Origin of the sequence: Vibrio sp. ES.051 (genome assembly GCF_002563795.1) — a bacterium.
In the GTDB taxonomy this organism is placed as follows: domain Bacteria; phylum Pseudomonadota; class Gammaproteobacteria; order Enterobacterales; family Vibrionaceae; genus Vibrio.
Genome location: NZ_PDJL01000005.1, coordinates 273,605 through 298,195, shown reverse-complemented (window position 1 = coordinate 298,195; position 24,591 = coordinate 273,605). Strand labels below are relative to the sequence as shown.

Genomic DNA, 24,591 nt, shown 5'->3' with positions numbered 1-24,591 from the left:
ATACATGAGCGTCAATTCAAGCTTCCTGCCGGAAAAATGGCAGCCCTAGAGATAGGGAACGAAAAAACGGCTGACTTGTCAGTCGTTTTTCTTCATGGATGGTTAGATAATGCGGGCAGCTTTAAAGCACTCATGGAACAGTTGAATCAACTTCACCCTCACTTACACCTTCTTGCCATTGATCTGTTTGGTCACGGTTGGTCTAGCCATAAATCTCACGATAATTATTACCCCTTTCACGACTATATTGCCGATTTATATCAGTTGTTGGATGAATTATCACCAAACAGACTGATATTAGTAGGGCATTCACTTGGTGCTTTAATCGCAAGTTGCTATAGTGCTGCGTTTCCAGAGCAGGTCGAAGCTCTAGTGCAAATTGAGGGAGCAGGTCCTCTTACTGAAGATCCTGCTAACAGTTTGCCTCGTCTTCGTGATGGCGTTTTAAGTCGAGTAAGACAGCACAACAAGCCAAAGCGAACCATGGCCTCCTTCGATCTGGCGTTAAAATTACGCATACAAGCCAACCAATTAACCGCTGAGCAGCTTCTGCCGATAGTCGAGCGCGGAACTGAGTTGCGAGGAGATAAATGGTATTGGCGGCATGATACCAAGTTAAAATGTGCGTCGCTTTACCGAATGGCGCAAACGCATGCTAACTCGATTACCAGCCAAATACGTTGCCCTCATTTGATCGTATTAGGCGATCAAGGATTTCAGAATTTTCCATCTAACCCAGTTTATTGGGGAGAGAACCCACCGCAAGTGGTTTCTATCGAGGGTGGTCATCACTGTCATTTAGAGCAAATACTCGAGGTTGCAACGCGAATTCTTGGTGTAGTTAACAAAATTTAAACAAGTGTTTGAGAGTTGCGTGCTCAAGCACGTTCGCTGTGCTGTAATAGCTTTCAAAATAAAAAGGACGCTATTTTTTAGCCAGTTATAAACGAGGAGTAACATCGTGGATAAACCATGGCTTTCACGTTATCCAAGTGACGTACCTGAAACCATTAATCCAGAGCAATATGAGTCTTTGGTAGAAATGTTTGAGCAGTCTGTACAAAAATATGCAGACCAACCGGCATTCATGAACATGGGCTCGGTTATGACCTTCCGTAAATTGGAAGAGCGTAGTCGCGCATTCGCAGCGTATCTGCAAAACGAGTTAAAACTGCAAAAGGGTGACCGCGTTGCTCTAATGATGCCAAACCTACTGCAATACCCAGTGGCGTTGTTTGGTATTTTGCGGGCAGGTTGTATCGCCGTCAACGTTAACCCACTTTACACTCCTCGTGAACTTGAACACCAATTGAATGACTCAGGTGCGACGACGATTGTGATTGTGTCTAACTTTGCCAACACGCTTGAGCAAATTGTCGATAAAACACCAGTCAAACACGTAGTGTTAACCAGCCTTGGTCAAATGCTGCCACGCGCGAAAGGCACGGTTGTCGATTTTGTCGTGAAGTACGTTAAGGGCATGGTACCTAAGTACGATTTACCTGGTGCGATCTCAATGCGTCAGGCATTGCGTAAAGGTCGTCGTCTACAATACGTTAAACCGTTTATGTCTGGGGATGACATCGCATTCCTGCAATATACAGGTGGTACGACAGGCGTCGCGAAAGGTGCAATTCTTACACACCGTAATATGATTGCGAACGTTCTACAGGCGAAAGGCGCGTACGGACCGGTTTTATCTCCGGGCCGTGAATTGGTCGTGACAGCGCTACCGCTTTACCACGTATTTGCTCTTACCGTAAACTGCTTACTGTTTATCGAAATGGGTGGTCGTAACCTACTTATTACCAACCCTCGAGATATTCCAGGGTTCGTAAAAGAGTTACAAAAACATCCGTTTACTGCGATTACAGGCGTGAACACCTTATTTAATGCACTGGTTAACAACGAAGATTTCCACGAGTTGGATTTCAGCAACCTACGGTTAGCCGTCGGTGGTGGTATGGCTGTGCAGCGCTCAGTGGCAGAAAGATGGCAGAAGACCACCGGTTGTTATCTACTAGAAGGTTACGGTCTAACCGAGTGTTCTCCATTGGTTGCGGCATACCCGCATGATCTTGTTGAGTACAACGGCTCTATCGGTTTACCTGTGCCATCAACAGAAGTTCGCATTGTGGACGAAGAAGGCAACGCACTTCCAAATACTGAAACCGGTGAGCTTCAAGTTCGTGGCCCTCAGGTGATGCAAGGTTATTGGCAGCGCCCTGAAGCAACGAAAGACACGATCAACGAAGACGGCTGGTTATCCACCGGTGATATCGTTAAGTTCGATGACGAAGGCTTCCTACATATAGTTGACCGTAAGAAAGACATGATCTTGGTGTCTGGCTTCAACGTTTATCCGAACGAAATTGAAGAGGTGGTTGCACTGCATGGTAAAGTGCTCGAGGTTGCAGCCATTGGTCAGCCACATGAAGTGTCAGGCGAATTAGTTAAGATCTACGTCGTAAAACGCGATCCGAGCTTGACTAAAGACGAAGTGATTACACATTGTCGTCAACACTTAACAGGCTACAAAGTGCCTAAGTTGGTCGAGTTTCGTGAAGATCTACCTAAGACCAACGTTGGTAAGATCTTACGTCGTGTTCTTCGTGAAGAGAATGATGCCGAACAGGCCAATAAGAGCGCTTAAGCCGATTTCGTTGAGTCGAGATAATTAAAAAATGATAGAATGCCAGCGTTTTGCTGGCATTTTTTATAGCGAGAAGTATGTGAATTATAAAATTATTATTAAAAACAAAGAACTAGAAGATGTTTGCGCTCAAGCCAGAGATGCAGACGTAGTCATGTTGGATACTGAATTCGTTCGTATTCGAACTTTCTATCCTCAACTAGGTCTGATTCAGCTTTTCGATGGTAAACATCTTTCATTGATTGATCCGACTGAACTGACAGACATGACACCGTTTGTCGATTTGCTGAAAGATACTTCTGTACTAAAAGTTCTGCATGCTTGCGGTGAAGATCTAGAAGTCTTTCAAAATGCTTTCGGTTGTACCCCATTTCCAATGGTCGATACTCAGTTGATGGCGGCTTTTCTTGGTCATGGTTTATCTACGGGCTTTGCAACCCTAGTGGACGAATATCTTGGGGTAGAGCTTGATAAGAGTGAATCACGTACTGATTGGATGGCGCGTCCACTGACACAAAAGCAACTTGATTATGCTGCCGCAGATGTTCATTACCTACTACCACTTTACGAAAAATTGTTGGATAACGTCACTGAAGCAGGCTGGTGGGATGCGGTTCAACAAGAAAGTGACTTGTTGGTTTCTAAGCGTATCCGTGAAATCAATGAAGAAAATGCCTACCTCGATATTAAAGGCGCTTGGCAGCTTAAGCCTTCAGAGTTGGCCGTTTTAAAGCCACTGGCGACATGGCGTTACCGCGAAGCAATCAAACGAGATTTAGCGCTGAATTTTATTTTTAAAGAAGGCGATTTGCTGACGGTGGCTCGTCTCGGTCTGACTAGTTTTAAAACGATGGAAGCCGAAGACATCGATGTCCGTGCGATCAATCGCCATGGTGCAAGGATTGCTGCGATCGTGAAGCAAGCGAGACAGACGCCTGTGGATGAATATCCACCTAAGATTGAGCGATTAATGGACTGTACGGGCTACAAGCAAGTCTTCAAAAATATGAAAGACATAGTGAAAATGGCGTCGCAGAAGTCTGGCTTAGCCACTGAATTTCTGGCTTCTAAAAAGCAGATCAATCAATTAATCAGTTGGGCTTGGAAAAAAGAACGTGATCCAGAAATAGTACCAGATTTAATGAAAGGTTGGCGCCTTGAGCTATTGGGCGAACAGATGAATAAAGCGTTGAAGTAATCGTAAACTAAAAAAGGTTGACCATAGCGTCAACCTTTTTTGAATCACATGAGACCGTCAATCGATGAGCCTAGAGGTATATTGGGAAAATAAAGACAAGTTACTTGCACAGCGTCTTTACAACACCCAGTAGCAACTTACTTCTCGTCGTCAGGTAACTTCACGTTCAGCTCAAGAACAGAGATATCATCGTCTTTGTGCTCAAACGTCAAGTCGACCATATTCGGGTCAATCGCCACGTATTTGCTGATCACCTTCAAGATATCCTCTTTTAATTGAGGCAAGTAAGAAGGCGCGGGGTCATTTTGGCTGCGGCGCTCCGCAACAATGATTTGTAAACGCTCTTTAGCTAGATTCGCAGAAGTTTTCTTCTGTGGGCGGAAAAATTCTAATAGTGACATGTCTAGCCTCCAAACAGTCGTTTAAAGAGTCCTTTCTTTTCCTCGGTAAGGAAACGAAATTCAACCTGATTGCCTAATAAGCGATCAACGGTGTCAGAATAAGCCATACCCGCATCAGTATTTTCATCAAAAGTGACAGGCACACCTTTGTTAGATGCGTTAAGCACTGCTTGGCTTTCTGGAATCACGCCCAATAGTGGAATGTGTAAGATATCTTCTACGTCCTCAACGCTCAGCATCTCGCCTAGAGTGACTCGAGATGGGTTGTAGCGAGTCAGCAGCAAATGTTGCTTCACTGGCTCTAGCCCTTGTTCTGCGCGCAGAGACTTAGAATCTAAGATGCCTAAAATGCGATCAGAGTCGCGAACAGAAGACACTTCAGGGTTGGTGGTTACAATTGCTTCATCGGCGTAGTAAAGCGCCATGAGTGCGCCTTGCTCGATACCGGCTGGTGAGTCACAAATAATGAAGTCAAAGCCCATTTCATCTAGCTCACTAAACACGCGCTGTACGCTATCTTTGGTTAGGGCTTCTTTATCGCGTGTTTGTGACGCTGGAAGAATGAACAGGTTGTCTGTGCGTTTATCTTTTATCAGCGCTTGGTTCAATGTCGCTTCACCGTTAATGACATTCACAAAGTCATACACAACACGACGCTCACAACCCATGATGAGATCGAGGTTGCGCAAACCGATATCAAAATCGATCACCGCGGTCTTATTTCCCTTCAGAGCTAGACCAGAGGCGATGGCTGCGCTTGAAGTGGTTTTACCAACGCCGCCTTTACCAGACGTTACTACAATAATGCGTGCCATTTTTTTTCCTTTTTAGACTAAATCGCGAGTACTTCTAAATGTAATGAGTTTTCGGCTTTATTGATCATTACTTTCTTTTGCCAGTACTCACTCTCAATTTGATCGCTTAACCAGTAGTCACCTGCAATGGATACTAGTTCCGCTTGTAAGTCGTGGCAAATAATACGTGCTTCCTGTTGGCCACTTGCCCCAGCAATCGCTCGGCCTCTCAAAGTGCCATGGATATGAATCGAACCATCGGCTATCACTTCAGCGCCAGCGCTAACGTGCGCGAGGACGACTAAATCGCCGTCTTTAGCGTAGATTTGCTGCCCAGAGCGAACTGGTGTTCGTACCACTTTGGTTGGCGCCATTTCCGCTGGTGCTTGGCTTGGTGATTTGCTCGCCGACATGATCGCGAAGCCGGCTTCGGAAGCAAGATTTTGTACACGTTTATCTTTACAGCCCGTTACACCGACCGGAATAAAACCCGCATCCGCAATGCCCTGTTTAAGCGTTGGGAAATCAATATCGCCTTGTACTTTTGCTATATTGATGACCAAAGGCGCTGATGCAAAAAAAGAAGGTGCTTGTGATACTTTTATTTGCAAAAATTCGATAGTCTTTGTGAGCTCATTGTCAGAAAGGTGTAAAACTGACAAAGTAAAACTGCTACCTTTAAGGTCTGGTGAATAGGTCATCGTGGACTTCTTGCCTTTGTTGAAAGAGCGTTGCCTTAAACTAGGTCTGTCATGTTATATTTCATCCTTTGACGCAGCAAGTTCTCTCGCGGGCAAATAGGTGAATTAATCCCAAATTTGCTATTAAGTTTGCGAGAATTTGACGTTTATAACTCAATCCGCACTCAAAGCGGCTAAATCAGCATAAAAGGCGTGTCATGCTTTGTTCTATTTATAAAAGCTCAAAAAAAGAAGGTACTTATCTCTATATTCCTAAAAAGGATGATTTTTCACAGGTTCCTGACACCTTAATGCAGATGTTCGGTAAGCCTATCGCTGTCATGACGATTAAACTTGATGGCCGTAAATTGGCACAAGTTGATATCGAAAAAGTGAAGGCTTCATTGCAAAATGACGGCTTCTTTTTGCAGGTTCCGCCTCCGCCGGAGAACCTACTAGAAAAGTACAAAGAACAAAAAGCCCAGCAGAAAGGCGAATAACGTCATCGTTTTTCATCTGGAGCTTCTGCCTTGCTCAAGGAGGGCAATATGAAAAAAATACTGGCTACCATGCTTAGCGTTGGTGTGTGTACCTCGGCTTTTGCAAGTAGCGAGGGTTTCGATGAATACTTGAATAAGTTGCGTGCTGAAGCGCGTGATAAAGGTATCTCAGAGCAGGTCATTAGTGCTGCTTTTGCGAATGTTGAGTACAAGCCTCGAGCAGTAAAAGCGGACCGAAACCAACCAGAGAAGAAACTGACGCTGGATGAATACATTCCTCGTGCGGTGCCCGAATGGAAGGTGAAGCAAGCCAGAGAGTTATACAAAGAGTATGACACCGAGCTAAAGCGTATAGGCGATGAGTATGGTGTGCAGCCTCGCTTTATCGTGGCGCTGTGGGGGGTAGAAAGTAACTTTGGTAAATTTACCGGTAACTTCAAAGTGATTGACGCGCTATCAACCATGGCATTTGAAGGTCGTCGTGAAGCATTTTTCCGTAAAGAAACCATGTCGGCATTGCAGATCCTCGATCAAGGCCATATTGAACTAGAAAACTTCAAGGGGTCATGGGCTGGTGCGATGGGGCAATGTCAGTTTATGCCAAGCTCGTTTCTTCGCTTCGCCGCTGACGGCAACGGAGATGGTAAAAAGGACATTTGGCAATCAGAAGTGGATGTGTTTGCATCAACTGCTAACTATTTGAGCGAGTCAGGCTGGGATGATAATTACACGTGGGGGCGCCAAGTGAAAGTTCCTAAAGGTATTGATCGTAGCTTAGAAGGGCGCACGGCTGAAAAAAGTAAATACCTTCAGGAGTGGGGCAAACTTGGCATCACAAAATACGACGGTAGTCCGTTGCCAAAACTGGATGAAGACATCAAAGCATGGTTGATCATGCCGGATGATGAAAATGGTCGTACGTATCTGGTTTACAATAACTACAACGTACTGATGAAGTGGAACCGCTCTTACTACTTCGCACTCGCCGTGAGTCACTTGGCTGACCGGATAAAATATTAAGTTAGTATCAAGTCTTCGTTCATAAGGGCTCCTTTCGGAGCCTTTTTAGTCTCTGAATATGATTACTTTTTGGTGTGGAACTGTTCGCAAGCAAGCATAGTGTTCTCAATTAAGCTTGCCACTGTCATTGGCCCAACGCCACCCGGTACGGGGGTAATAAAGCTAGCGCGTTCACGTGCCTTATCGTACTCCACATCACCCACTAACTTACCTGTTTCAAGACGGTTGATACCTACATCAACGACAACGGCACCTTCTTTAATCCACTCACCGGGAATGAAGTTTTGCTTACCAACCGCGACGACAACAATCTCTGCTTGGCGGACATGGCTTTCCAGATCTTTGGTGAATCGGTGACACGTCGTGGTTGTGCAACCAGCAAGAAGCAGTTCAAGCGTCATGGGACGGCCAACAATGTTTGATGCGCCAACAACCACGGCATGTTTGCCACGCAGCTCAATATTGTAGCGGTCGAGTAGGGTAATGATGCCTTTTGGTGTACAAGAGCGAAGCTTAGGAATTCGCTGAGCAAGGCGGCCGACGTTGTATGGATGGAAGCCATCGACGTCTTTTTCTGGATGAATGTGCTCTAAAACGTGCGTAGTATCGATACCTGCTGGCAAGGGTAATTGAACTAAAATGCCGTCAATGTCATCATCGTTGTTCAATTCATCAATCAGTGCTAGCAGTTCTTCTTCTGGGGTAGATGCAGGAAGGTCAAAAGACTTAGAAACAAACCCCACCTCTTCACATACGCGGCGCTTACTGCCTACATAAACTTGTGAAGCAGGATCTTCACCAACTAGAACCACGGCAAGACCTGGAGCACGCAGCCCAGCTTCAACACGAGCTTTAACCCGTGCTGCAACCTCGGAACGAACCGTTTGGGAAATGAGAGTTCCGTCTATATTTTGAGCAGTCATGACTTTCCTTATAAATTTAAAAGGCAAATTATTTGCCGCGCATTGTCGCAGAAATTCGATTTAACATCCATACGCAAACGTTTGCCTTGTGGCGTTTTTGAACATCTTTCGTTTTGGTGTCCTTTTTTTAGGCACTCAGATCATAATGTCAGTAAAAGCCGTTGATTTACCTGTTTGAACTCGTATAATCCTCTCCCTGTAGCGCGCCCTTAGCTCAGCTGGATAGAGCACGTCCCTTCTAAGGATGTGGTCGCAGGTTCGAATCCTGCAGGGCGTGCCATATTCTATAAGGCCTGACAGCTTATTAAGTTGTCAGGCCTTTGTCGTTTTGGGCGTTTATAGTCGGCTAAGTAGTCGGTTAAGTTTGTAGCTTAATGTAATCATCTGTAATAAATGCATAAGTTCGCTTGCTTCTCGCGGCTAGGTATTTGAAACTAAACATGCAAATCAGCCCCTTTTCAAACATACACTTCATAAAGAAGCCTAATAGGACTTGTGTTTGGGTATAGAGTCTTGGGTTCCTTCGAGTCTGGTTACTACAGAAGAAGCAATGTCTCGAATTGACACAATGAGAAACACTGTTTTCAAGAAAATGTCGACATTGTCGGATAAATGTACAATTATTAACTTACTTGTATCATGCTAGCCTTTTGATTTTGATGCACTGGAGAAATTATGGCCAAGACTAAACAAGATGTTCTTAGAGAACGTTATGAAGAGTTTCAAGCGCGTAAAAGGACAACTAAAGGTATTAAGTATGAGCTGGTTGATGGTGATGTGCTTCGTCTAGATACAGCTTCTGTCAAGCGCAATCAAGTTGTTAAGGCACAGATCGCTGCATCCAAAAATGTACCTTTAGAGGCTTGAGTTAAATGCCATACCATTAGGTGTGGCATTTCTAATTAGAGAGTAGGGATGATTAAGCCAACTGTATTGTTTTTATTGATACTCGGAATATCAGGATATTTCTTTCTTAATGGCCTATCTAAGTACCATTTCAAATTAAAACGAACTATTGGTTATCATACTTTTTTCGAGTCAACAGCCTTTGGTTTGCTCTTATTTGTATTCGCTTCTGTTATCCATATTATCATCCAGTATTGCGGTCGTATTATGGGAGTTGAGCATGATTTAGGCTATTGGGCCTTATCAAAGGCTTTGCTTATTACCCCTAAGAGTGCAGACGTAGCGCTGTTCAATATTAGTTTGATCACCTTAATCCTTGGTTTCTCTTTACCGAAGGTACATATCCTCCTCGCAAGTTTCGGATGTTACAATAGTTTTAAAAATAAACTAATCGCTTTCAAGTGGGCCAGTTCATTAAATCACCGCTTATCAGAACTCAAGAGCAAAATTAAGATTCAAAAAGATGATGAGCTGAGAAAAGAGTTCCTGTCCGATGTAGAAAGCCCAGAGTTTTCAAGGCTAATAGATAAAGCTAGTGAATTATCACTTCCTATACTTTTTACCATGTCCGATAGTAAAGTTTACATCGGCTATCCGTATGAGATAACGGGAGGAGCAACAATTAACGATTTATTGGTCATTCCATTAGTAAGTGGCTATAGGAGCAAAGATAAAAATAAACTTGAAGTAGTGACTCGATACATAGATGTTGTACAAGAGTTAAGAGTAAAGGAGAACATTGAATTTAAAAATATGCTTCTTCACGAGGGGAAGTATACTGAAGCTGAGATAGACGAACTCTTTCAACAATATCCAAGCCTCAGCTTAGATTCATCAGAAGTAGATGACTTGGATGAATTTGTCCCATACTTGGTCTCGCTACCGTACCGCGAAATAGTACATGCACACATTCACAACTTAGACCAGTATGAGCTATTCAGGTCAAAGGAAGATTGAGTTGTCTGCTATAAAGCCAATTACTTACCGTCTGTTTCCTTCATGTAATGAACGGATAGTTTGCATCAGGTGGGATATTTTTACATCGACGCTGACACTACTAGTGGAAGTTTAAAATCTGCCGACGAAAGAAACTCCCAGTTTATCAATTTTTTCTAGAGGGTGATAAAGTTGCGCATAATAGTTTTTCTCAGGATCTATTGTTAAATAACTATCATTGTCCACGATTTTAACTTTGTCGATACCTGGGGTACTTAGAGCTGATATATAGCCTATAGGGTAGTCTGGCTCAATACTATAAGCATACCCAGCGTTATCAGTGCAAGATAGGCTTACTATATCAAAAGTGGCTATCATTTTATCTTTCTCGATATTCGATGCTCTGACACCTAGGCGGCAATCTCCCCCATCAAAAACGTGTTCACTTGATGTCGAAGATATTGGAGAAACGGTTGTCACGATCGCAAATGTATAGTCGTGCTCAGTTTTAGCAATGTGCGACTGGGGACTGTTCAGCCATGGCAATGAAAGAAACTTAATCACAGCGGCGGAACTACTTGGAATACTGTAGTTAGATGCTTCCAACTTGGCTAATTTTAAGCGCTTTTCCACAGCACCATCACCTTGTACCGTTACGAGGATCGGCTGCTCATACCCAATAATCTGTTTTATATCTTGCACAAACCGCATCCCCGTATCTTTTGCTTCATAAACATAAGAGGTGGCAGTTAATAGCGCAGCGATAGAGATTACTATTTTGTTTTTGCTAATGATTTCCTTGAGTCTGGTAAAGCCCATTGGTCTCTCCATCAGATATTACTAACTTTTTCTATAACCATGCCACTTTGCTCTGCAAAGTGAATCAATCGAGTGATATTGCTGAGGCTCCACTGGTTGGTGATGGCTATCACTTCATCGTTAGGCAGCGTAATCAGCGTGTCCTCATCACTGTGGAAGCGGCGAATTCTACCTTGAGGGATATTATCCGCTAGGATGGCGATGCGTCGTCTTACTGGTTCGTTAAATGCGTTGAGTACATCATTCAAGCTTTGTGGCTGATGCTTCTCGATCCAGTCAGTGACTAACGCTAGCGCGAGGTGACGCTTTTTATAGGTATGACCGTTATAGCGATACTCTGAGTAATCTTTTTCGCCTTTTTGAACGCTTGTGCGCTGCTCGGCACGCTTCTCGCGGAACTTCACCTGATACTCTTCCACTTCTGGAACAGGGATGATCTGTTCAGCATTAATCAGTACATCTTCTTTGTAGCGATAGGGCGTGAGGCGCACACAACTGATATCGATGCCTTTATCACGCAGCCACAAGACAGAAGTGGTGAGTTCCTTACCGAAGTCTGCTGAGGCTAGAACAATTCGAACATCATTACCAAAGTCATCCAAGCTGTTTTCATCAAGATCGACAAACTCTAGAATGGCTTCGCGGGCATCAATCTCTTGGCCTTCTTTCTTCAGGTACTGGGCATAGTAGTCACATGCTTTATCGAACGTCATGGTAGAGATCATCGCGGCATAGCGCAGCGCTTGAAGTTCCATATGCGCACCGAGTTCATCCCGCTTAAGCTCGATGACGACTAAGTTGGCATTTTTGTCGATGGCTAACAGGTCGATACGGCGGCGGCTGTCTTCCCAATCAGAAAACTCTTCTGATATCACCAAACAATCGGAGCGATGGCATCAATACAGCCTTTCAGCGCTTCTTGTAAATCGTGTCGCTCTTGCAGCCGAGGGCTGCAAGAGTTGCCGATGTTAGCGTGAGAGGTTTTTATTAGAGATATTGTACAGGCTCATAGTTACACCGCTTGTTCAGTCACACTATCAGTAAATTGGAAATGTGCATGCTTTCCTTTTTCTAAAGAAAGTTTGAGCTTATCGCATAGATCAATTAGCTCCTCTACTTTCTTCACAATCAGAGTTTGTTCTCTAATGGGGGGGAGTGGGATTGGTGCCATTTTCAACTTGTCTTGAGATATGTTCATTTGACTTTCTGCCATGCCAGATTTAGCTGATTCCAGATACTCTGAAGTAGCCCCCGCGTTTAGACACAGCGAAACGAAGTTGTTAGACATCCCAAGTTCTATTAGGTGAAAGCGAATAATTTTATCTGAGATCATAAGCTTAGGCCTTGTGGTTTGAACCAAGCAAGATACTCCTACTCTGTTTTTGGGGCCTGCTCTAGTAATCAAAATATCTCCATTCTTTACCTCATATTGAGGTCGAGGTGTAGTGGCATAGTGAATTTGGTCACTTAGTTAGAGGTGATATCATCACCTCATAAGTTAATAGGTGACATTATGACAAAACGTACAAGACGACTGTTTAGTGCCGAATTCAAACTGGAAGCGGCACAGTTAGTGCTCGATCAAAACTACTCCGTAGCTGAAGCTGCTCAAGCCATGAATGTAGGTAAATCTACGATGGATAAATGGGTTCGCCAGCTTAGAGAAGAACGCCAAGGGAAAGCACCGAAAGCTTCACCTATGACTCCTGAGCAAATAGAAATTCGGGAATTAAAAAAGAAGCTGGCTCGCCTTGAAGAGCATAATGAAATATTAAAAAAAGCCACGGCTCTGTTGATGTCGGACTCACTGAACAATTCTTGATAATCAAGAAACTCAAGCAGAGCTACAGCGTAAAAACATTATGCGAAGTCTTCAATGTTCATCGAAGTAGTTATCACTATTGGCTTAAACGCCCAACGGTAATTAATGCTGAAACAGTAAAATTGCGCAGCTTGGTCAGTGAGGCTCACGCTGCAAGTAATGGCTCTGCGGGAGCGAGAACCATTGCAGATATAGTCACAAATCAGGGTGTAAAGCTGAGCCGATACCGAGTAACAAAGCTTATGAGAACGCTTGGTTTAGTGAGTTGCCAAGTGCCAAGACATCGTTACCGAAAAGCTTCACAAGAACATATTGAAGTTCCAAATCACTTAGGTCGTCAGTTTGCGGTTACCGCCCCAAACGAGGTCTGGGCTGGTGATGTGACGTATATTTGGACAGGTAATCGGTGGATGTATTTAGCCGTTGTTATCGATCTTTTTGCCCGAAAAGTGATTGGTTGGTCGATGTCCATATCACCTGATTCTAAGCTAACAGGCAAAGCGCTTTCGATGGCTTATGAGTCACGTGGTAAGCCTAAAGGTGTCATGTTCCACAGCGATCAAGGTAGTCACTATACCAGTCGTAAATACCGCCAATTACTGTGGCGCTTTCAAATAAAGCAGAGTTTATCTCGTCGAGGAAACTGCTGGGATAATGCGCCGATGGAGCGCTTCTTTAGAAGTCTGAAAACGGAATGGGTGCCAACGGTGGGTTATCGTAGCTTTGCTGAGGCTCAACAAGAGATCACTCGCTACATCATTGGATATTACTGTAGTGGTCAACTAAAATTGGCCACGGTTTTAGAGTTTTCCCAATATAATCGTTCTGATTCATTGGGAGTTAGACCTCCGTTATACTGATGTGGCCTGAGTTGGCAGTAATATCCAATGATGTAGCGAGTGATCTCTTGTTGAGCCTCAGCAAAGCTACGATAACCCACCGTTGGCACCCATTCCGTTTTCAGACTTCTAAAGAAGCGCTCCATCGGCGCATTATCCCAGCAGTTTCCTCGACGAGATAAACTCTGCTTTATTTGAAAGCGCCACAGTAATTGGCGGTATTTACGACTGGTATAGTGACTACCTTGATCGCTGTGGAACATGACACCTTTAGGCTTACCACGTGACTCATAAGCCATCGAAAGCGCTTTGCCTGTTAGCTTAGAATCAGGTGATATGGACATCGACCAACCAATCACTTTTCGGGCAAAAAGATCGATAACAACGGCTAAATACATCCACCGATTACCTGTCCAAATATACGTCACATCACCAGCCCAGACCTCGTTTGGGGCGGTAACCGCAAACTGACGACCTAAGTGATTTGGAACTTCAATATGTTCTTGTGAAGCTTTTCGGTAACGATGTCTTGGCACTTGGCAACTCACTAAACCAAGCGTTCTCATAAGCTTTGTTACTCGGTATCGGCTCAGCTTTACACCCTGATTTGTGACTATATCTGCAATGGTTCTCGCTCCCGCAGAGCCATTACTTGCAGCGTGAGCCTCACTGACCAAGCTGCGCAATTTTACTGTTTCAGCATTAATTACCGTTGGGCGTTTAAGCCAATAGTGATAACTACTTCGATGAACATTGAAGACTTCGCATAATGTTTTTACGCTGTAGCTCTGCTTGAGTTTCTTGATTATCAAGAATTGTTCAGTGAGTCCGACATCAACAGAGCCGTGGCTTTTTTTAATATTTCATTATGCTCTTCAAGGCGAGCCAGCTTCTTTTTTAATTCCCGAATTTCTATTTGCTCAGGAGTCATAGGTGAAGCTTTCGGTGCTTTCCCTTGGCGTTCTTCTCTAAGCTGGCGAACCCATTTATCCATCGTAGATTTACCTACATTCATGGCTTGAGCAGCTTCAGCTACGGAGTAGTTTTGATCGAGCACTAACTGTGCCGCTTCCAGTTTGAATTCGGCACTAAACAGTCGTCTTGTACGTTTTGTCATAATGTCACCTATTAACTTATGAGGTGATGATATCACCTCTAACTAAGTGACCAAATTCACTATGCCACTACATACTGCCAACTCAGGCCACATCAGTATAACGGAGGTCTAACTCCCAATGAATCAGAACGATTATATTGGGAAAACTCTAAAACCGTGGCCAATTTTAGTTGACCACTACAAGGTTCCTTGAAGGGACTGAGAACTTTATTTTCATATTCTCTATACTCCATACTCTGAACGGCCGTTGTTTTAAGTACACCCCAAGTTTCGTGGTTTGGAGATGCCTCTGGTGGACAAGCTGGACTCCAACCAGCATCCATTTCACTAATTAATGAGTTCAAGTGACACCACTCCCAGCCACTAGGAAGTTCAAACGGCTTTTCATCTTCACTAATCGGTGGCAGCGCTTTTTGCTTTTTGATTTTCTTATCTTTGACTAACTGTGCCTTTTCTTCCGCAATTCTTTTCAGTAACTCAGCAGCAGGCTCATCGCTTGGATCTTGCGGAACTAGCTTACCCATCACTGCCAGTTGTAGGATGGTTTGCTTAAGCTGGTCGATACTCTCTTCGGTGGTGAATAAGGTATCGAAATGCTCACTGATTCGCGCCCAGTTTTGCATTAACTCGTCAGCATCGGCAGAGTTGGTGAGAGTGTCCAACAGAGTCGTTACCAGCACTTGATGCGCTTCGATACTGTCTTCGGTTTGTTGCTCAAGCTGGTCGCAGAGTGCCATTAATTCATCGACTTTATCAGCAATGTACTCCTGTTCTTCGAGTGGAGGAATCGGAATACAGGTATGTTTTATAGAGTTCAACGATAATTTGGGTTGAGCCATTTGGTTTACCGCATCATTGAACTGTCTCGTTACAAAGCTGGATTGCAAAACAGTTACTAGGTATTTTTTTGAAAGGCCACTGAACACTAGTTTTGCAGCATTTTCTGTTAGACTCATACCATCAAGGTGAGGTGGGATTGTACCAACAGACCCAATCGTACCTGCTATCGTGACGTAGACATCTCCAGTATTAATTGTGTATCGAGATATTTGCTTGAAAACTTCTTCTGAAATATAGCGTAGGTCTGATTCATCTATAGACTGGTTCTTCATGTCAGTAACACGAAGATAAACGAAATCAGTTGGTTGTTCTGAGAGTTTATATCCTTTAGGAACTCGTTTACCTCCCAATACATGCGCTACTTGCCCAACACATATGGTCTCCCAGTGTAATGGGAAGCCTTTTGCCCTATCAGAGGAATAGGTTTCTTTATCTCCACGGATATTCCTTTCTTTGGACAAATTAAATTTTGCAACTATCGCATCTTCAACGTTTTTCTTCGCACTTCCTTTGAAATCTAGGTTTGCCGTGAGTTTCCCTTGTATTGCTAGTTCGATAATGAGTTCACGTAGCTTTTTAATTCCATAAAGCTCCAGTTTCTTGCTGCTACCACGACCAGAGGTCGATCTGGTCTTAACTGCTGAAGTCCAGATATCAATATGCTCGGTGATTAGCTTATTCATAGGTGATTGGTCGACTGCCATTATTGCTCTCCACCTTGCTTTTTACCTTGAATGGTAGAGCTAAGCGCATCACCGAGAATGCCTTTCAGTTGGTCACGCAGTGCTTTGATGTCTTGTTGTTGCTGCTGATAGTTCGCCAGTAACTCTTCAGGATCATGGTTGATTACTTCGTCCTGATACGGGTTTTTAATATCAAGGTTAAAGTTGCGCTCGATAATATCCTCAATCGACACTTTCCAAGCTTGCTTGGTCTCGATGCGGCTAGCGAATCCATCGGCCTCGTTACCCCACCAATCGATCTCTTGCTGGAATTCCTCAAACTTCATCGGTTTGGTTTTGCTGTAGTTCTTCACGCCTTCTGGGTAAGGGTGCTCGTAGAACCACACTTCTTTGGTCGGTTGGCCTTTGGTAAAGAACAGAATGTTGGTCTTAATGCCTGTGTATGGGTTGAACACGCCATTCGGTAAGCGAACAATAGTGTGCAGGTTACACTCTTCCGTCAGCATCTTTTTAATTTTGTTTTTTACACCTTCACCAAACAAGGTGCCATCAGGCAACACCACACCAGCGCGACCCTCTTTATCCAATACTTCGACAATAAGCTGCAAGAACAAGTCAGCCGTTTCACGAGTTTGCATTTCGGCAGGGAAGTTCTTTTCAATCCCGTCCTCTTCGGTGCCGCCAAACGGTGGGTTAGTCGCAATCACATTGATATTGCTATCCCAGTTTGAAAGCGGCTTGTTAAGCGTGTTGCCGTGCTTGATCTGCACAGGGACTTCGATGCCGTGGAGCATCATATTGGTGATGCACAGCAAATGTGGCAGTTGTTTCTTCTCTACACCATGGATTTGCTTTTGCAACGTTTGGTGGTCGGCTGCGCTTGTCACGTAGTTCTCTTTAACGTGATCGAACGAGCAAGCCAGGAATCCGCCCGTACCGCAGGCGGGATCCATAATTTGTTCGCCTAGCTTAGGATCCAGTCTGTTGACGATAAAACGAGTCACCGCGCGAGGGGTATAGAACTCACCTGCATTACCTGCGCTTTGTAGGTCGCGTAGGATTTGCTCGTAGATATCACCAAACAGGTGTCGTTCTTTAGAGTCAGTAAAGTCTATCTCGTTGAGCTTGTTAATCACTTGGCGCAGCAGTGTGCCATTTTTCATGTAGTTGAAAGCATCACTAAAGGCTTCTTTCACCACAAAACCGCGTGGGTTGGTGTCTTTCGGTGCGGTTAGGTTTTTTAACGTCGGGAATAGGTCATCATTGATGAATTCCAGCAGCTCATCACCTGTAATGCCTTGGTTATCTGCCGCCCAGTTGCGCCATAGGTACTTGGCTGGGATGGGTTCGCGGTAATCATCTAACTCGAACTCTAGCTCTTCCTCTTGAGCATCAAACACTTTAAGGAATAAAAGCCAAGACATTTGGCCTAGACGCTGCGCGTCACCATCAACACCCGCATCTTTACGCATGATGTCTTGAATAGACTTGATAACTGAACTGATTGACATGGAGTTCTACTGCTAACTGACTGAAAAAATTGGGGCTGATTATAGCAGAAATGGGTCGAAGAAAATGAACTTATCGCTATGAAACTATGTTTGTAATTGTGGTTTAATAATGAATCAGTGATATAAATGAAATAATAAAAAATATAACTAGGTTGTCTAGAAAATGAAGGTTGAGTGTCCCCATTGTCACACTGACAATGTTATTGAATATGCAGAGAATATCTCGTGTGAGAAGTGTGAAAAAAGCTTCAAAGGCTTTAAATTTAGTAAACGGAAACTGGTGTCTGCCAGTACGGCATTGGTCGTGGGCGTGGTTGGTGGTTATAAGGTGAATGGTGTTTTTGATGAAGAGCGTTACCCATTAGAAGTAGAGTATGCCATCGTTGATACCTGCATAAACTCGTCAAAAAATATGGTGTCGGTGAGTTGGTATGAGAGTAAGCGAGAAACGTGTTTATGCGCCCTTTCACAAACAGAAAAGTCCGTGCCGTATTCCGATTACAAATCTGATCAAAACTTGTTTTTAAGTAACTTCAAGCTGAATGCAAGAAGTTGTTCATAATAGAAAAATGAGGCAGCTAGACTGCCTCATTTATATCTAATGTGTTTAGCGTTTAGGTGTGTTGCCACGACCTTTGCCTGAAGGCTTGCCAGTTGTGCTTGGGTAGTTTGGATTACCTTTCGGCGCAGTCTTTGGTGCAGAACTTGGTTTTGCCATGATGATCACTCCTATTTACCTTGTTTTTGGTTGTGGTCAGCAGCGCGTTGAGCGCGGCCTGTAAAGGAGCCTTTTTCGACTTTTCCGCCATTATTCTTCGCTTCATGTGATTGAATACGAGCAGCGGCTTCAGTGGTCATTGGTGTTTTGTTTTTAGACATAGTATTTTCCTTTTCGTTTATGAATGATTGTCTCCGCTGAGACCATTGCATAGTAACTAGTAGGGTAGGGACAAATGGGGACAACCCAAAAACAAAAGCAAATTCGAACTATGTTGGATGCGTTAGGCTGGAGCCATAAGCAACTGGCCGATGTTCTTTACGAAGAACTTCAGTGTTCTGAATATGAAGACATAGAAGATGCTTCCCCTGACGAAATTCGTAAGTTCAGAGAAGCTCTTAAGAAGCATTTGCAAAGGGACTCTACTCCAGAGAGTCGGCTTGAGCAGTATGTAAAAGTCATTTCAGAGCACCCAGACTTTGTTGCATTGGGGTTGGATGTCGTGGTTCCAAAATACGTTAACCATAGCTGCTTGAGTGACGATTCACTTACAGAGTTAGCAGAGATATCCAGTTGGTTGGATGATAGGGAGCAGGTAGGTTAAAAAACGGCTAAATAGCCGTTCTGTTCTAATTTCTTGAGTTTGTTGGTTGGCCCAGTGAAGTCGAAAGTTAGACAAACTGTTGTCACGATTGGATTTCAGCAGCTTGTATATCATCCGCTTTGCTACGTAGAGCTAGGTACAACACCCAAGTGATTAGCGCATCAGCAGTAATGCCCAAGCCGAACATTATGGCGATTCGTTCAAGCGTAGGTACAAAGATTCCGATTTGATAAAGCACAAAAGCACAACCGTAAAACAAGGTGTTTACGATAAGTGATTGATACAGCATTAAATCCGTGCGTCCAATACCATAAAAGTAACTGTCGATGACATTGTTTAAACTGAAAATCACATAGAACCCAACCATTAGCCAAACTAGACTGGTGATTGATTCTGGGTTCTCTATCCCCATTACATTGGCTATAAAGCTGTTCCAAAGCGGTGCGGTGAGTATCCAAACAGCAATAATTCCTAACGTTATCCAAAGGTAGCCATTGACTCGCTCAGATGTTAATCCATTGTTTGTCGCAGCATCTTGCTTAACCAGTTGCCCTAATGTCAAAACGGGAAGTAGTAGCCAGCCCCAAATAAATTGATTAGCAACCCAGAATGTTCCCGCTTGTTGTACTTGGTTAATAAGCTGAAGAATCATGACAATAAAGGCAGTATTTCGCACGAGTGACTCAAGCCCTGACTTCCATCCAATCTTTGCCCATTCTTTGAGCCATTGCGATTGATCTCCTTTAGAAAACTTGAAGCTCAGAGTGATCCCTGATTTCGATAAATAAATCAGGGCAAATTGTGCGAGAAGACTATTGACTACGATATTACTCAGAGCAATACCATTCACTCCAAACTGAAGGGAGTAAGGTAGTTGACTGACGAAGACGCTGTCACAAAGGACAGTCATGAGCATTTGTACTATTAGGAGACCATACAGCGCCTTTCGTTCATTTCGTAGGACTAGAACCAAAGACAAAAAAGCATAGAAGCTAGAGAGCAAAATAGCGGCAGATTCCAATCGAATGTATTGGATCGTTTGGGTCAATAATTCAGCCTGTTGCTGCATAGCATCTACAAAATTCGGGGCTAGCCACAATACCATTAAGGTCACCACAAAGTAGCAAATTAAGGTAACCAAAAGAGATAGACTGGCTCGTTCGCGAAAAGCTTCATTACTATGAATAACTCTGCCTAGAATAAATGCTAGAGGGATAAGTAATGCTTCGCTGAGGACTTCATATCCTACATTTAGCCATGCAACTTGTGCTGCAATGCTAAAAGTCCATGGGCTAGGGATGCTGCCCAAGAAATGGATTCGTGTAGTTGAGTAGATTAATGGTATTAAGCTTGTCAGAATCAGCACTAGCCACAGTTGGTAGTTGATTGTTTTTATTTGATGATGTTTCAATTTTTAAGCCTTGTTATCTTCACTAGGGATCTCGTGGAGAAAGCGACTCTCCACAGAGAAATAGCCATTACTTTTAATCAGTTGTTTCTTTCTAAGCCGTTCGAACAGTGTGATGAGGTACTGATAAAGTTCAGTATATTGCACTGTACTGATATGAGTTGCTGAGCCTTTAAATACTTGCCATGGGAAGTCAATCAATGTTGTAGCAGCGTGTTTGGGAAGGTAGTTGTGTTTAAACTCACTTAGCAATAAATGTTCTAGCTGAACAGAATAGTGCTGGATGATAGAGCAGTGAAAGTGGTACTTGTAACTGTCGTTGTTAGCGATAAGGTTCGGTAAGGAGCAAAATAAAAAGTAAACCTGAACGGCCAACTCTTTGGCTTGCTTTCGCTCGCTTGTATGTGTTTTGGTAACGGCGTCTAATTGTTCTGCAAGACCAAGTTCACCCTTTAAAATAGTGAAGTGAACGTTGTAGATTTGTGACTCACGATAATAAAGAGAAATGTCAGACAGCGATTGGCCTATAACGATTTCTATAAGCAAACGGTCTTGTGTCCTAAGAGTGATTTTCGACCCCAAAATATCGGTATGAGCCAATTGTTCACCGAACAATCTGAGGAGTCTTTCATGCCAACTCTGAACCGAAATCGATGACTGAATAAATAAATCGATATCGGAGCGCTTTGTTAACTGATTAGCCCCCAAGCTTCCGTAAAGTAGAGCTGTAGGTACGCTTGTATCTGTGCTCAATACTTTATTTAGCTTACTGACCCAAGTGTGTTGAGATAATGGGAAGGCCGCCCAGAAGGCATCAAAGTTATCGGAGAAGTCAAAACAGTAAGACTGCCAAATTTGTCTTTGCCAGTGAGCTTCTAGCTCTGTCGGTATGGTTTTATCTTTCAAAAATCTAATAGTTTCATCAACAGCTTGCAGTTTTTTGTAGGATGATGGGTAAGGGATTTCTGAGTATTTCTCGTCATCAATTGCATTGATGCTCTGCACAATATCTCTAGTGCAACAGATTAATATGCCTGTTTTCCTATCTAATTGATTGGTAAGAAGGCTAGCCGTTTGACCGTATCCTGTAAATTCAACAATCGCGTTTTCCTGTTGTTTAACCGCAGCAAGGAAATGCTCACAAGCAAGTTGCTCACCTTGCTCGGTTCCATCGCCAAAGCGAATTCGATACTCATCTAATGATAAATAAATGAAATCAGGCAAACGTCCTTGTATTTGTTTGCTTAAGGTTGTTTTGCCTGAATTTAGGTTACCAAAAATATAGATATGCATGATGACTTGAGGTCATTAACCAAGCTAAAGAAGCTCTAGCTTGGTTTAGATGGTGATTAGGCAGATTGATAAATCTCAGCTTCCAGTTCAGAAATCGCTTCTAAGTATTGCTCTTTTCCGCCAAAGCACTTTTTGACGATTTCAGCAGGGCGTCCCATCTCGTCAAAAGGCTTAACTTTGAGTACATGAATATTCTCAATCTCTTGAACGCCTTCGTCTGCGTACTTGTCTAGTAAGTTGTTCAACACCTGCTGAGCCGTTTCACCGTACTTAGTGAAGTAGTTGCGCTTTTTGACGTTGTCAGCACGTTCTTTTCTGGTGAGTGCTGGTTGGTCATACACGACATGACAAATCATGTCGAATGGGTCGAGATCTTTGCCGACTTCCAGCTCTAATGCTTCCCAGATGATGCCTTCCTCTGCCAGTTCATCAATGATTGCTTGCTTTTTATCGGCATCTTGCCAGCGCTTAACAAAGTCATCCATTGAGGTGAACTGTTTTGCCATCGTCTTGCGGGTATAGTCTTTGAACGACTCGGTTACGAGTTTACCGTCGGAATCGTAGTATTGAACACGTTCGGCAATGGCTTTCACCGTTACACCGTTGACATGGAACTTTCTAACTCGGTTTTCATCCTGCCAATCATCATCGGAATTGCTACCGTCAGAAGGAGATGAACCTGAGTCGTATGAAGCCTCTGGTTCATGGATGTTTTCAGGGTCTATATCTTCCCCATCAAATGGATCATCTTGTTCAAGCTCATCCTCACCATCGATAATCTCATCGAGTCCTTCAACGGTCTCGAAGTCTTCTGGTTTTGTCTCTTTAACTCGCTCAGGGACACCATCAAAGCGCTCATCAGCGAACAGTTCAGTCGCCTTTTTAAAGTCGAGAATGGTAAACCATAGCTTTCCGTAACGATCATCGATACGAGTACCGCGACCGATAATCTGCTTAAACTTAGTCATCGACTGAATGCCCTGGTCAAGAACAACCAGTTTACACGTTTTTGCATCGACACCTGTTGTCATAAGTTCTGAAGTGGTCGCGATAACAGGGTAAGCCTTTTTGGGGTTGATGAAGTTATCAAGCTGAGCTTTGCCGATTTCATCATCACCTGTAATTTTCATTACGTATTTTTCATTCTTAGCAACTTGCTCAGGATTGCAGTTGATCAGCGCTCGACGCATACGCTCTGCATGGTCAATGTCATTACAGAACACAATGGTCTTAGCCATAGGATCGGTACGCTTGAGGTAACTAGTGATGGTCTGTGCAACAAGCTCTGTTCGCTCATCAATGACCATGGTTCTGTCGAAGTCTTTCTGGTTATAGATCCTGTCTTCGATGACTTCACCATGCTTATCGACTTGCCCTTTGGTCGGCCGCCAACCTAGTAAATCTACATCGATATCCACACGCACAACTTTGTAAGGAGCTAAGAAACCGTCTTCAATACCTTGCTTTAGAGAGTAGGTATAAATGGCGTCGCCAAAGTACTCGGTGTTAGACACGATATCGGTTTCTTTCGGTGTCGCGGTTAGCCCTATTTGAGTCGCAGAACCGAAATACTCAAGAACCTCGCGCCATGCACTGTCTTCAGCGGCACTGCCACGATGGCACTCGTCAACGACAATAAGATCAAAGAAATCAGGATCGACCTGTTTGTATGCTTTTTGGTGCTCTTCTGGGCCAGTCAGAGCTTGATATAGAGCTAGGTGGATTTCGTAAGCTGGATCGACTGTTCGACCAGTGACTTTGGTCATAGCGGTGCCAAACGGCTGGAAGTCGTTGGTTTTAGTTTGATCGACCAGAATGTTTCTGTCCGCCAAAAACAGGATGCGTTTTTTGGCTCGGGACTTCCATAGTCGCCAAATAATCTGGAATGCAGTGTAAGTTTTGCCCGTACCCGTTGCCATAACCAACAGTACACGGTTTTGTCCTGCTGCTACCGCTTCGACGGTTTTGTTTATCGCCTGTAGCTGATAGTAGCGCGGAGACTTACCGCTACCATCATCATGGTAATCTTGAGTAATGACTGGAAGGTGCTCGGTTTTGTAGCCTTTCCAAACGCAGTATTTGTCCCATAGTTGCTGAGGTGTTGGGAAGTCTTCAAGTCGAATTTCAGTTTCGAGCTGAGCAGGGTTGGTTTTGTCGTGGAAGATAAAACCGTCGCCATTTGAGGCAAAGACAAAAGGGACTTCAAGTAAGTTGGCGTAGTCTAGTCCTTGTTGCATACCTTTGCCGACTTCATGCTTATTCGCTTTTGCTTCGACAACTGCTAGAGGCATGCTCGGTTTATGGTAAAGGACGATGTCCGCAGATTTGACCTTTTTCCTCGCTGCTGCCTGACCACGAACAATGACCTTACCGTCACGCAATTTAACCTCTTGACGGATTTGAGACATATCATCCCATCCCGCATCTTTGATAGCAGGAAGAATGAATTTCGTGATGATGTCGGTTTCAGATAGCTTTGATTTATTTATTGTCGATTCCATGCGATTAGCCAGCCCAGTACAAATGCATTTCATGACTATACCAAAGGATGCATAAAAGCAGAAAAGATACTGACTTATCAGTGAAGTGGATGGTGTTTTTCTAAAATAGGCAAAGAAACTACACAGGTAGAAATCTACACTGCGAGAGCAGTGTAGTTTTTCGTGAAAAAGCTTAAGGGCTTAAGCCTCATCTATTCTAACAAGTCTGGACGGTCTACTGGTAAAAGATCAGTTACCTCACAATCGAGAATTCGAGCTAGCTGATAAAGCTTTTCAATTGTGATTCTGACACCATCTTTCTCAACTTTACTTAGGTAGCTTCTGCTAAATCCCGCTTTTAAGCTTGCTTCAGTGCTTGATAAACCACATCTCTGTCTCTGAGCTGCAATGTTTTTTGATATTTCTTTTGCCAGATTGTTCATTTC

22 protein-coding genes, 1 tRNA gene and 3 pseudogenes are annotated in these 24,591 nt (G+C 43.6%); 11 read left to right on the top strand and 15 right to left on the bottom strand.

What is annotated here, in order from left to right; all coding sequences use genetic code 11:
- The 3 genes from ATG66_RS15480 to rnd all read left to right on the top strand — a co-directional run bounded on the left by ATG66_RS15480 (window position 1) and on the right by rnd (window position 3,851).
- On the top strand, window positions 1-855 hold the full coding sequence (locus ATG66_RS15480) for an alpha/beta fold hydrolase (RefSeq protein ID WP_098416433.1): 855 nt from the start codon (window positions 1-3) through the stop codon (window positions 853-855).
- A gap of 106 nt (window positions 856-961) precedes the next feature.
- A complete protein-coding gene (gene fadD / locus ATG66_RS15475) occupies window positions 962-2,653 on the top strand; it encodes a long-chain-fatty-acid--CoA ligase FadD (RefSeq protein WP_098416161.1) in 1,692 nt (563 codons plus the stop codon).
- A 79-nt stretch (window positions 2,654-2,732) separates the two neighbouring features.
- Complete coding sequence (rnd, locus tag ATG66_RS15470) at window positions 2,733-3,851, top strand: ribonuclease D (protein WP_143699710.1); 1,119 nt, start codon at window positions 2,733-2,735, stop codon at window positions 3,849-3,851.
- Between the two features lie 137 nt (window positions 3,852-3,988).
- Here the strand turns inward: rnd and minE are convergent, their stop codons facing one another.
- The 3 genes from minE to minC are packed head-to-tail and all read right to left on the bottom strand — an operon-like array spanning window position 3,989 to window position 5,747.
- The gene (minE, locus tag ATG66_RS15465; RefSeq protein ID WP_005396037.1) at window positions 3,989-4,252 is read right to left on the bottom strand and encodes a cell division topological specificity factor MinE; all 264 of its coding nucleotides are present in this window, start codon (window positions 4,250-4,252) and stop codon (window positions 3,989-3,991) included.
- A gap of 2 nt (window positions 4,253-4,254) precedes the next feature.
- A complete protein-coding gene (minD, locus tag ATG66_RS15460) occupies window positions 4,255-5,067 on the bottom strand; it encodes a septum site-determining protein MinD (protein WP_098416159.1) in 813 nt (270 codons plus the stop codon).
- Between the two features lie 17 nt (window positions 5,068-5,084).
- Window positions 5,085-5,747 carry a septum site-determining protein MinC gene (gene minC, locus ATG66_RS15455; protein WP_098416158.1) on the bottom strand — a complete coding sequence of 221 codons (663 nt, stop codon included), beginning with the start codon at window positions 5,745-5,747 and terminating at the stop codon, window positions 5,085-5,087.
- Window positions 5,748-5,944: 197 nt separating this feature from the next.
- Between minC and ATG66_RS15450 the strand changes: the two genes are divergently transcribed.
- The gene (locus ATG66_RS15450; protein ID WP_005382303.1) at window positions 5,945-6,226 is read left to right on the top strand and encodes a YcgL domain-containing protein; all 282 of its coding nucleotides are present in this window, start codon (window positions 5,945-5,947) and stop codon (window positions 6,224-6,226) included.
- Window positions 6,227-6,274: 48 nt separating this feature from the next.
- The gene (locus ATG66_RS15445; RefSeq protein ID WP_098416157.1) at window positions 6,275-7,246 is read left to right on the top strand and encodes a lytic murein transglycosylase; all 972 of its coding nucleotides are present in this window, start codon (window positions 6,275-6,277) and stop codon (window positions 7,244-7,246) included.
- Between the two features lie 62 nt (window positions 7,247-7,308).
- On the opposite strand, the gene folD is transcribed toward ATG66_RS15445, so the two are convergent.
- A complete protein-coding gene (folD, locus tag ATG66_RS15440) occupies window positions 7,309-8,169 on the bottom strand; it encodes a bifunctional methylenetetrahydrofolate dehydrogenase/methenyltetrahydrofolate cyclohydrolase FolD (RefSeq protein ID WP_098416156.1) in 861 nt (286 codons plus the stop codon).
- 203 nt (window positions 8,170-8,372) lie between these two features.
- Here folD and ATG66_RS15435 point away from each other — a divergent pair.
- The 3 genes from ATG66_RS15435 to ATG66_RS15425 all read left to right on the top strand — a co-directional run bounded on the left by ATG66_RS15435 (window position 8,373) and on the right by ATG66_RS15425 (window position 10,032).
- Window positions 8,373-8,449: transfer RNA gene (locus ATG66_RS15435), tRNA-Arg, on the top strand.
- 395 nt (window positions 8,450-8,844) lie between these two features.
- On the top strand, window positions 8,845-9,036 hold the full coding sequence (locus ATG66_RS15430) for a hypothetical protein (protein ID WP_047462752.1): 192 nt from the start codon (window positions 8,845-8,847) through the stop codon (window positions 9,034-9,036).
- Window positions 9,037-9,084: 48 nt separating this feature from the next.
- The gene (locus ATG66_RS15425; protein WP_098416155.1) at window positions 9,085-10,032 is read left to right on the top strand and encodes a hypothetical protein; all 948 of its coding nucleotides are present in this window, start codon (window positions 9,085-9,087) and stop codon (window positions 10,030-10,032) included.
- Window positions 10,033-10,143: 111 nt separating this feature from the next.
- Here the strand turns inward: ATG66_RS15425 and ATG66_RS15420 are convergent, their stop codons facing one another.
- From ATG66_RS15420 to ATG66_RS15410, 3 genes and pseudogenes are all read right to left on the bottom strand, one after another.
- Entirely contained in the window at window positions 10,144-10,830 is a 687-nt protein-coding gene (locus ATG66_RS15420; protein ID WP_098416154.1) for a hypothetical protein, read from the bottom strand.
- Between the two features lie 11 nt (window positions 10,831-10,841).
- Window positions 10,842-11,840 (bottom strand): annotated as a pseudogene (locus ATG66_RS15415) (hypothetical protein).
- Window positions 11,841-11,842: 2 nt separating this feature from the next.
- Window positions 11,843-12,289 carry a restriction endonuclease subunit S gene (locus ATG66_RS15410; RefSeq protein WP_098416153.1) on the bottom strand — a complete coding sequence of 149 codons (447 nt, stop codon included), beginning with the start codon at window positions 12,287-12,289 and terminating at the stop codon, window positions 11,843-11,845.
- A gap of 54 nt (window positions 12,290-12,343) precedes the next feature.
- Here ATG66_RS15410 and ATG66_RS15405 point away from each other — a divergent pair.
- Window positions 12,344-13,422 (top strand): annotated as a pseudogene (locus tag ATG66_RS15405) (IS3 family transposase); the annotation flags it as partial.
- A gap of 8 nt (window positions 13,423-13,430) precedes the next feature.
- On the opposite strand, the gene ATG66_RS15400 reads toward ATG66_RS15405, so the two are convergent.
- From ATG66_RS15400 to ATG66_RS15390, 3 genes and pseudogenes are all read right to left on the bottom strand, one after another.
- A protein-coding gene (locus tag ATG66_RS15400; protein ID WP_098413858.1) for an IS3 family transposase occupies window positions 13,431-14,608 on the bottom strand; the annotation gives its coding sequence in 2 pieces (ribosomal slippage) (window positions 13,431-14,350 and window positions 14,350-14,608; 1,179 coding nt in all).
- Between the two features lie 323 nt (window positions 14,609-14,931).
- Window positions 14,932-16,152 (bottom strand): annotated as a pseudogene (locus ATG66_RS15395) (restriction endonuclease subunit S); the annotation flags it as partial.
- On the bottom strand, window positions 16,152-17,642 hold the full coding sequence (locus ATG66_RS15390; RefSeq protein WP_098416152.1) for an N-6 DNA methylase: 1,491 nt from the start codon (window positions 17,640-17,642) through the stop codon (window positions 16,152-16,154). The pseudogene ATG66_RS15395 and the gene ATG66_RS15390, both read right to left, overlap by 1 nt.
- 163 nt (window positions 17,643-17,805) lie before the next feature.
- On the opposite strand from ATG66_RS15390, the gene ATG66_RS15385 reads away from it, so the two are divergent.
- Entirely contained in the window at window positions 17,806-18,204 is a 399-nt protein-coding gene (locus ATG66_RS15385) for a hypothetical protein (RefSeq protein ID WP_098416151.1), read from the top strand.
- A 167-nt stretch (window positions 18,205-18,371) separates the two neighbouring features.
- Here the strand turns inward: ATG66_RS15385 and ATG66_RS15375 are convergent, their stop codons facing one another.
- Window positions 18,372-18,521, bottom strand: a complete 150-nt coding sequence (locus ATG66_RS15375; RefSeq protein ID WP_098416150.1) for a hypothetical protein — start codon at window positions 18,519-18,521, stop codon at window positions 18,372-18,374.
- Window positions 18,522-18,595: 74 nt separating this feature from the next.
- Here ATG66_RS15375 and ATG66_RS15370 point away from each other — a divergent pair, with 74 nt between their 5' ends.
- A complete protein-coding gene (locus ATG66_RS15370) occupies window positions 18,596-18,964 on the top strand; it encodes an elongation factor Ts (RefSeq protein ID WP_098416149.1) in 369 nt (122 codons plus the stop codon).
- Window positions 18,965-19,046: 82 nt separating this feature from the next.
- Here ATG66_RS15370 and ATG66_RS15365 read toward each other — a convergent pair whose 3' ends face one another.
- The 4 genes from ATG66_RS15365 to ATG66_RS15350 form a co-directional block, all read right to left on the bottom strand.
- Window positions 19,047-20,375 (bottom strand): MATE family Na+-driven efflux transporter, encoded by a 1,329-nt coding sequence (locus ATG66_RS15365; protein WP_098416148.1) that lies wholly within the window; start codon window positions 20,373-20,375, stop codon window positions 19,047-19,049.
- 3 nt (window positions 20,376-20,378) lie between these two features.
- A complete protein-coding gene (locus ATG66_RS15360) occupies window positions 20,379-21,665 on the bottom strand; it encodes a hypothetical protein (protein ID WP_098416147.1) in 1,287 nt (428 codons plus the stop codon).
- Between the two features lie 56 nt (window positions 21,666-21,721).
- Window positions 21,722-24,166 carry an EcoAI/FtnUII family type I restriction enzme subunit R gene (hsdR, locus tag ATG66_RS15355; protein WP_098416432.1) on the bottom strand — a complete coding sequence of 815 codons (2,445 nt, stop codon included), beginning with the start codon at window positions 24,164-24,166 and terminating at the stop codon, window positions 21,722-21,724.
- 191 nt (window positions 24,167-24,357) lie between these two features.
- Complete coding sequence (locus ATG66_RS15350; RefSeq protein WP_074544459.1) at window positions 24,358-24,588, bottom strand: helix-turn-helix domain-containing protein; 231 nt, start codon at window positions 24,586-24,588, stop codon at window positions 24,358-24,360.
- Window positions 24,589-24,591: the final 3 nt, after the last annotated feature.

Excerpts from the sequence above, each read along its gene's own strand:
- ATG66_RS15450 (WP_005382303.1), top strand. The coding sequence starts at position 5,945 with ATGCTTTGTTCTATTTATAAAAGCTCAAAAAAAGAAGGTACTTATCTC.
- ATG66_RS15430 (WP_047462752.1), top strand. The coding sequence starts at position 8,845 with ATGGCCAAGACTAAACAAGATGTTCTTAGAGAACGTTATGAAGAGTTT.
- ATG66_RS15375 (WP_098416150.1), bottom strand. The coding sequence starts at position 18,521 with ATGTCTAAAAACAAAACACCAATGACCACTGAAGCCGCTGCTCGTATT.
- ATG66_RS15445 (WP_098416157.1), top strand. The coding sequence starts at position 6,275 with ATGAAAAAAATACTGGCTACCATGCTTAGCGTTGGTGTGTGTACCTCG.
- ATG66_RS15360 (WP_098416147.1), bottom strand. The coding sequence starts at position 21,665 with ATGCATATCTATATTTTTGGTAACCTAAATTCAGGCAAAACAACCTTA.
- ATG66_RS15370 (WP_098416149.1), top strand. The coding sequence starts at position 18,596 with ATGGGGACAACCCAAAAACAAAAGCAAATTCGAACTATGTTGGATGCG.
- ATG66_RS15425 (WP_098416155.1), top strand. The coding sequence starts at position 9,085 with ATGATTAAGCCAACTGTATTGTTTTTATTGATACTCGGAATATCAGGA.
- folD (WP_098416156.1), bottom strand. The coding sequence starts at position 8,169 with ATGACTGCTCAAAATATAGACGGAACTCTCATTTCCCAAACGGTTCGT.
- ATG66_RS15385 (WP_098416151.1), top strand. The coding sequence starts at position 17,806 with ATGAAGGTTGAGTGTCCCCATTGTCACACTGACAATGTTATTGAATAT.
- ATG66_RS15390 (WP_098416152.1), bottom strand. The coding sequence starts at position 17,642 with ATGTCAATCAGTTCAGTTATCAAGTCTATTCAAGACATCATGCGTAAA.
- minE (WP_005396037.1), bottom strand. The coding sequence starts at position 4,252 with ATGTCACTATTAGAATTTTTCCGCCCACAGAAGAAAACTTCTGCGAAT.
- minD (WP_098416159.1), bottom strand. The coding sequence starts at position 5,067 with ATGGCACGCATTATTGTAGTAACGTCTGGTAAAGGCGGCGTTGGTAAA.
- minC (WP_098416158.1), bottom strand. The coding sequence starts at position 5,747 with ATGACCTATTCACCAGACCTTAAAGGTAGCAGTTTTACTTTGTCAGTT.
- ATG66_RS15350 (WP_074544459.1), bottom strand. The coding sequence starts at position 24,588 with ATGAACAATCTGGCAAAAGAAATATCAAAAAACATTGCAGCTCAGAGA.
- hsdR (WP_098416432.1), bottom strand. The coding sequence starts at position 24,166 with ATGGAATCGACAATAAATAAATCAAAGCTATCTGAAACCGACATCATC.
- ATG66_RS15420 (WP_098416154.1), bottom strand. The coding sequence starts at position 10,830 with ATGGGCTTTACCAGACTCAAGGAAATCATTAGCAAAAACAAAATAGTA.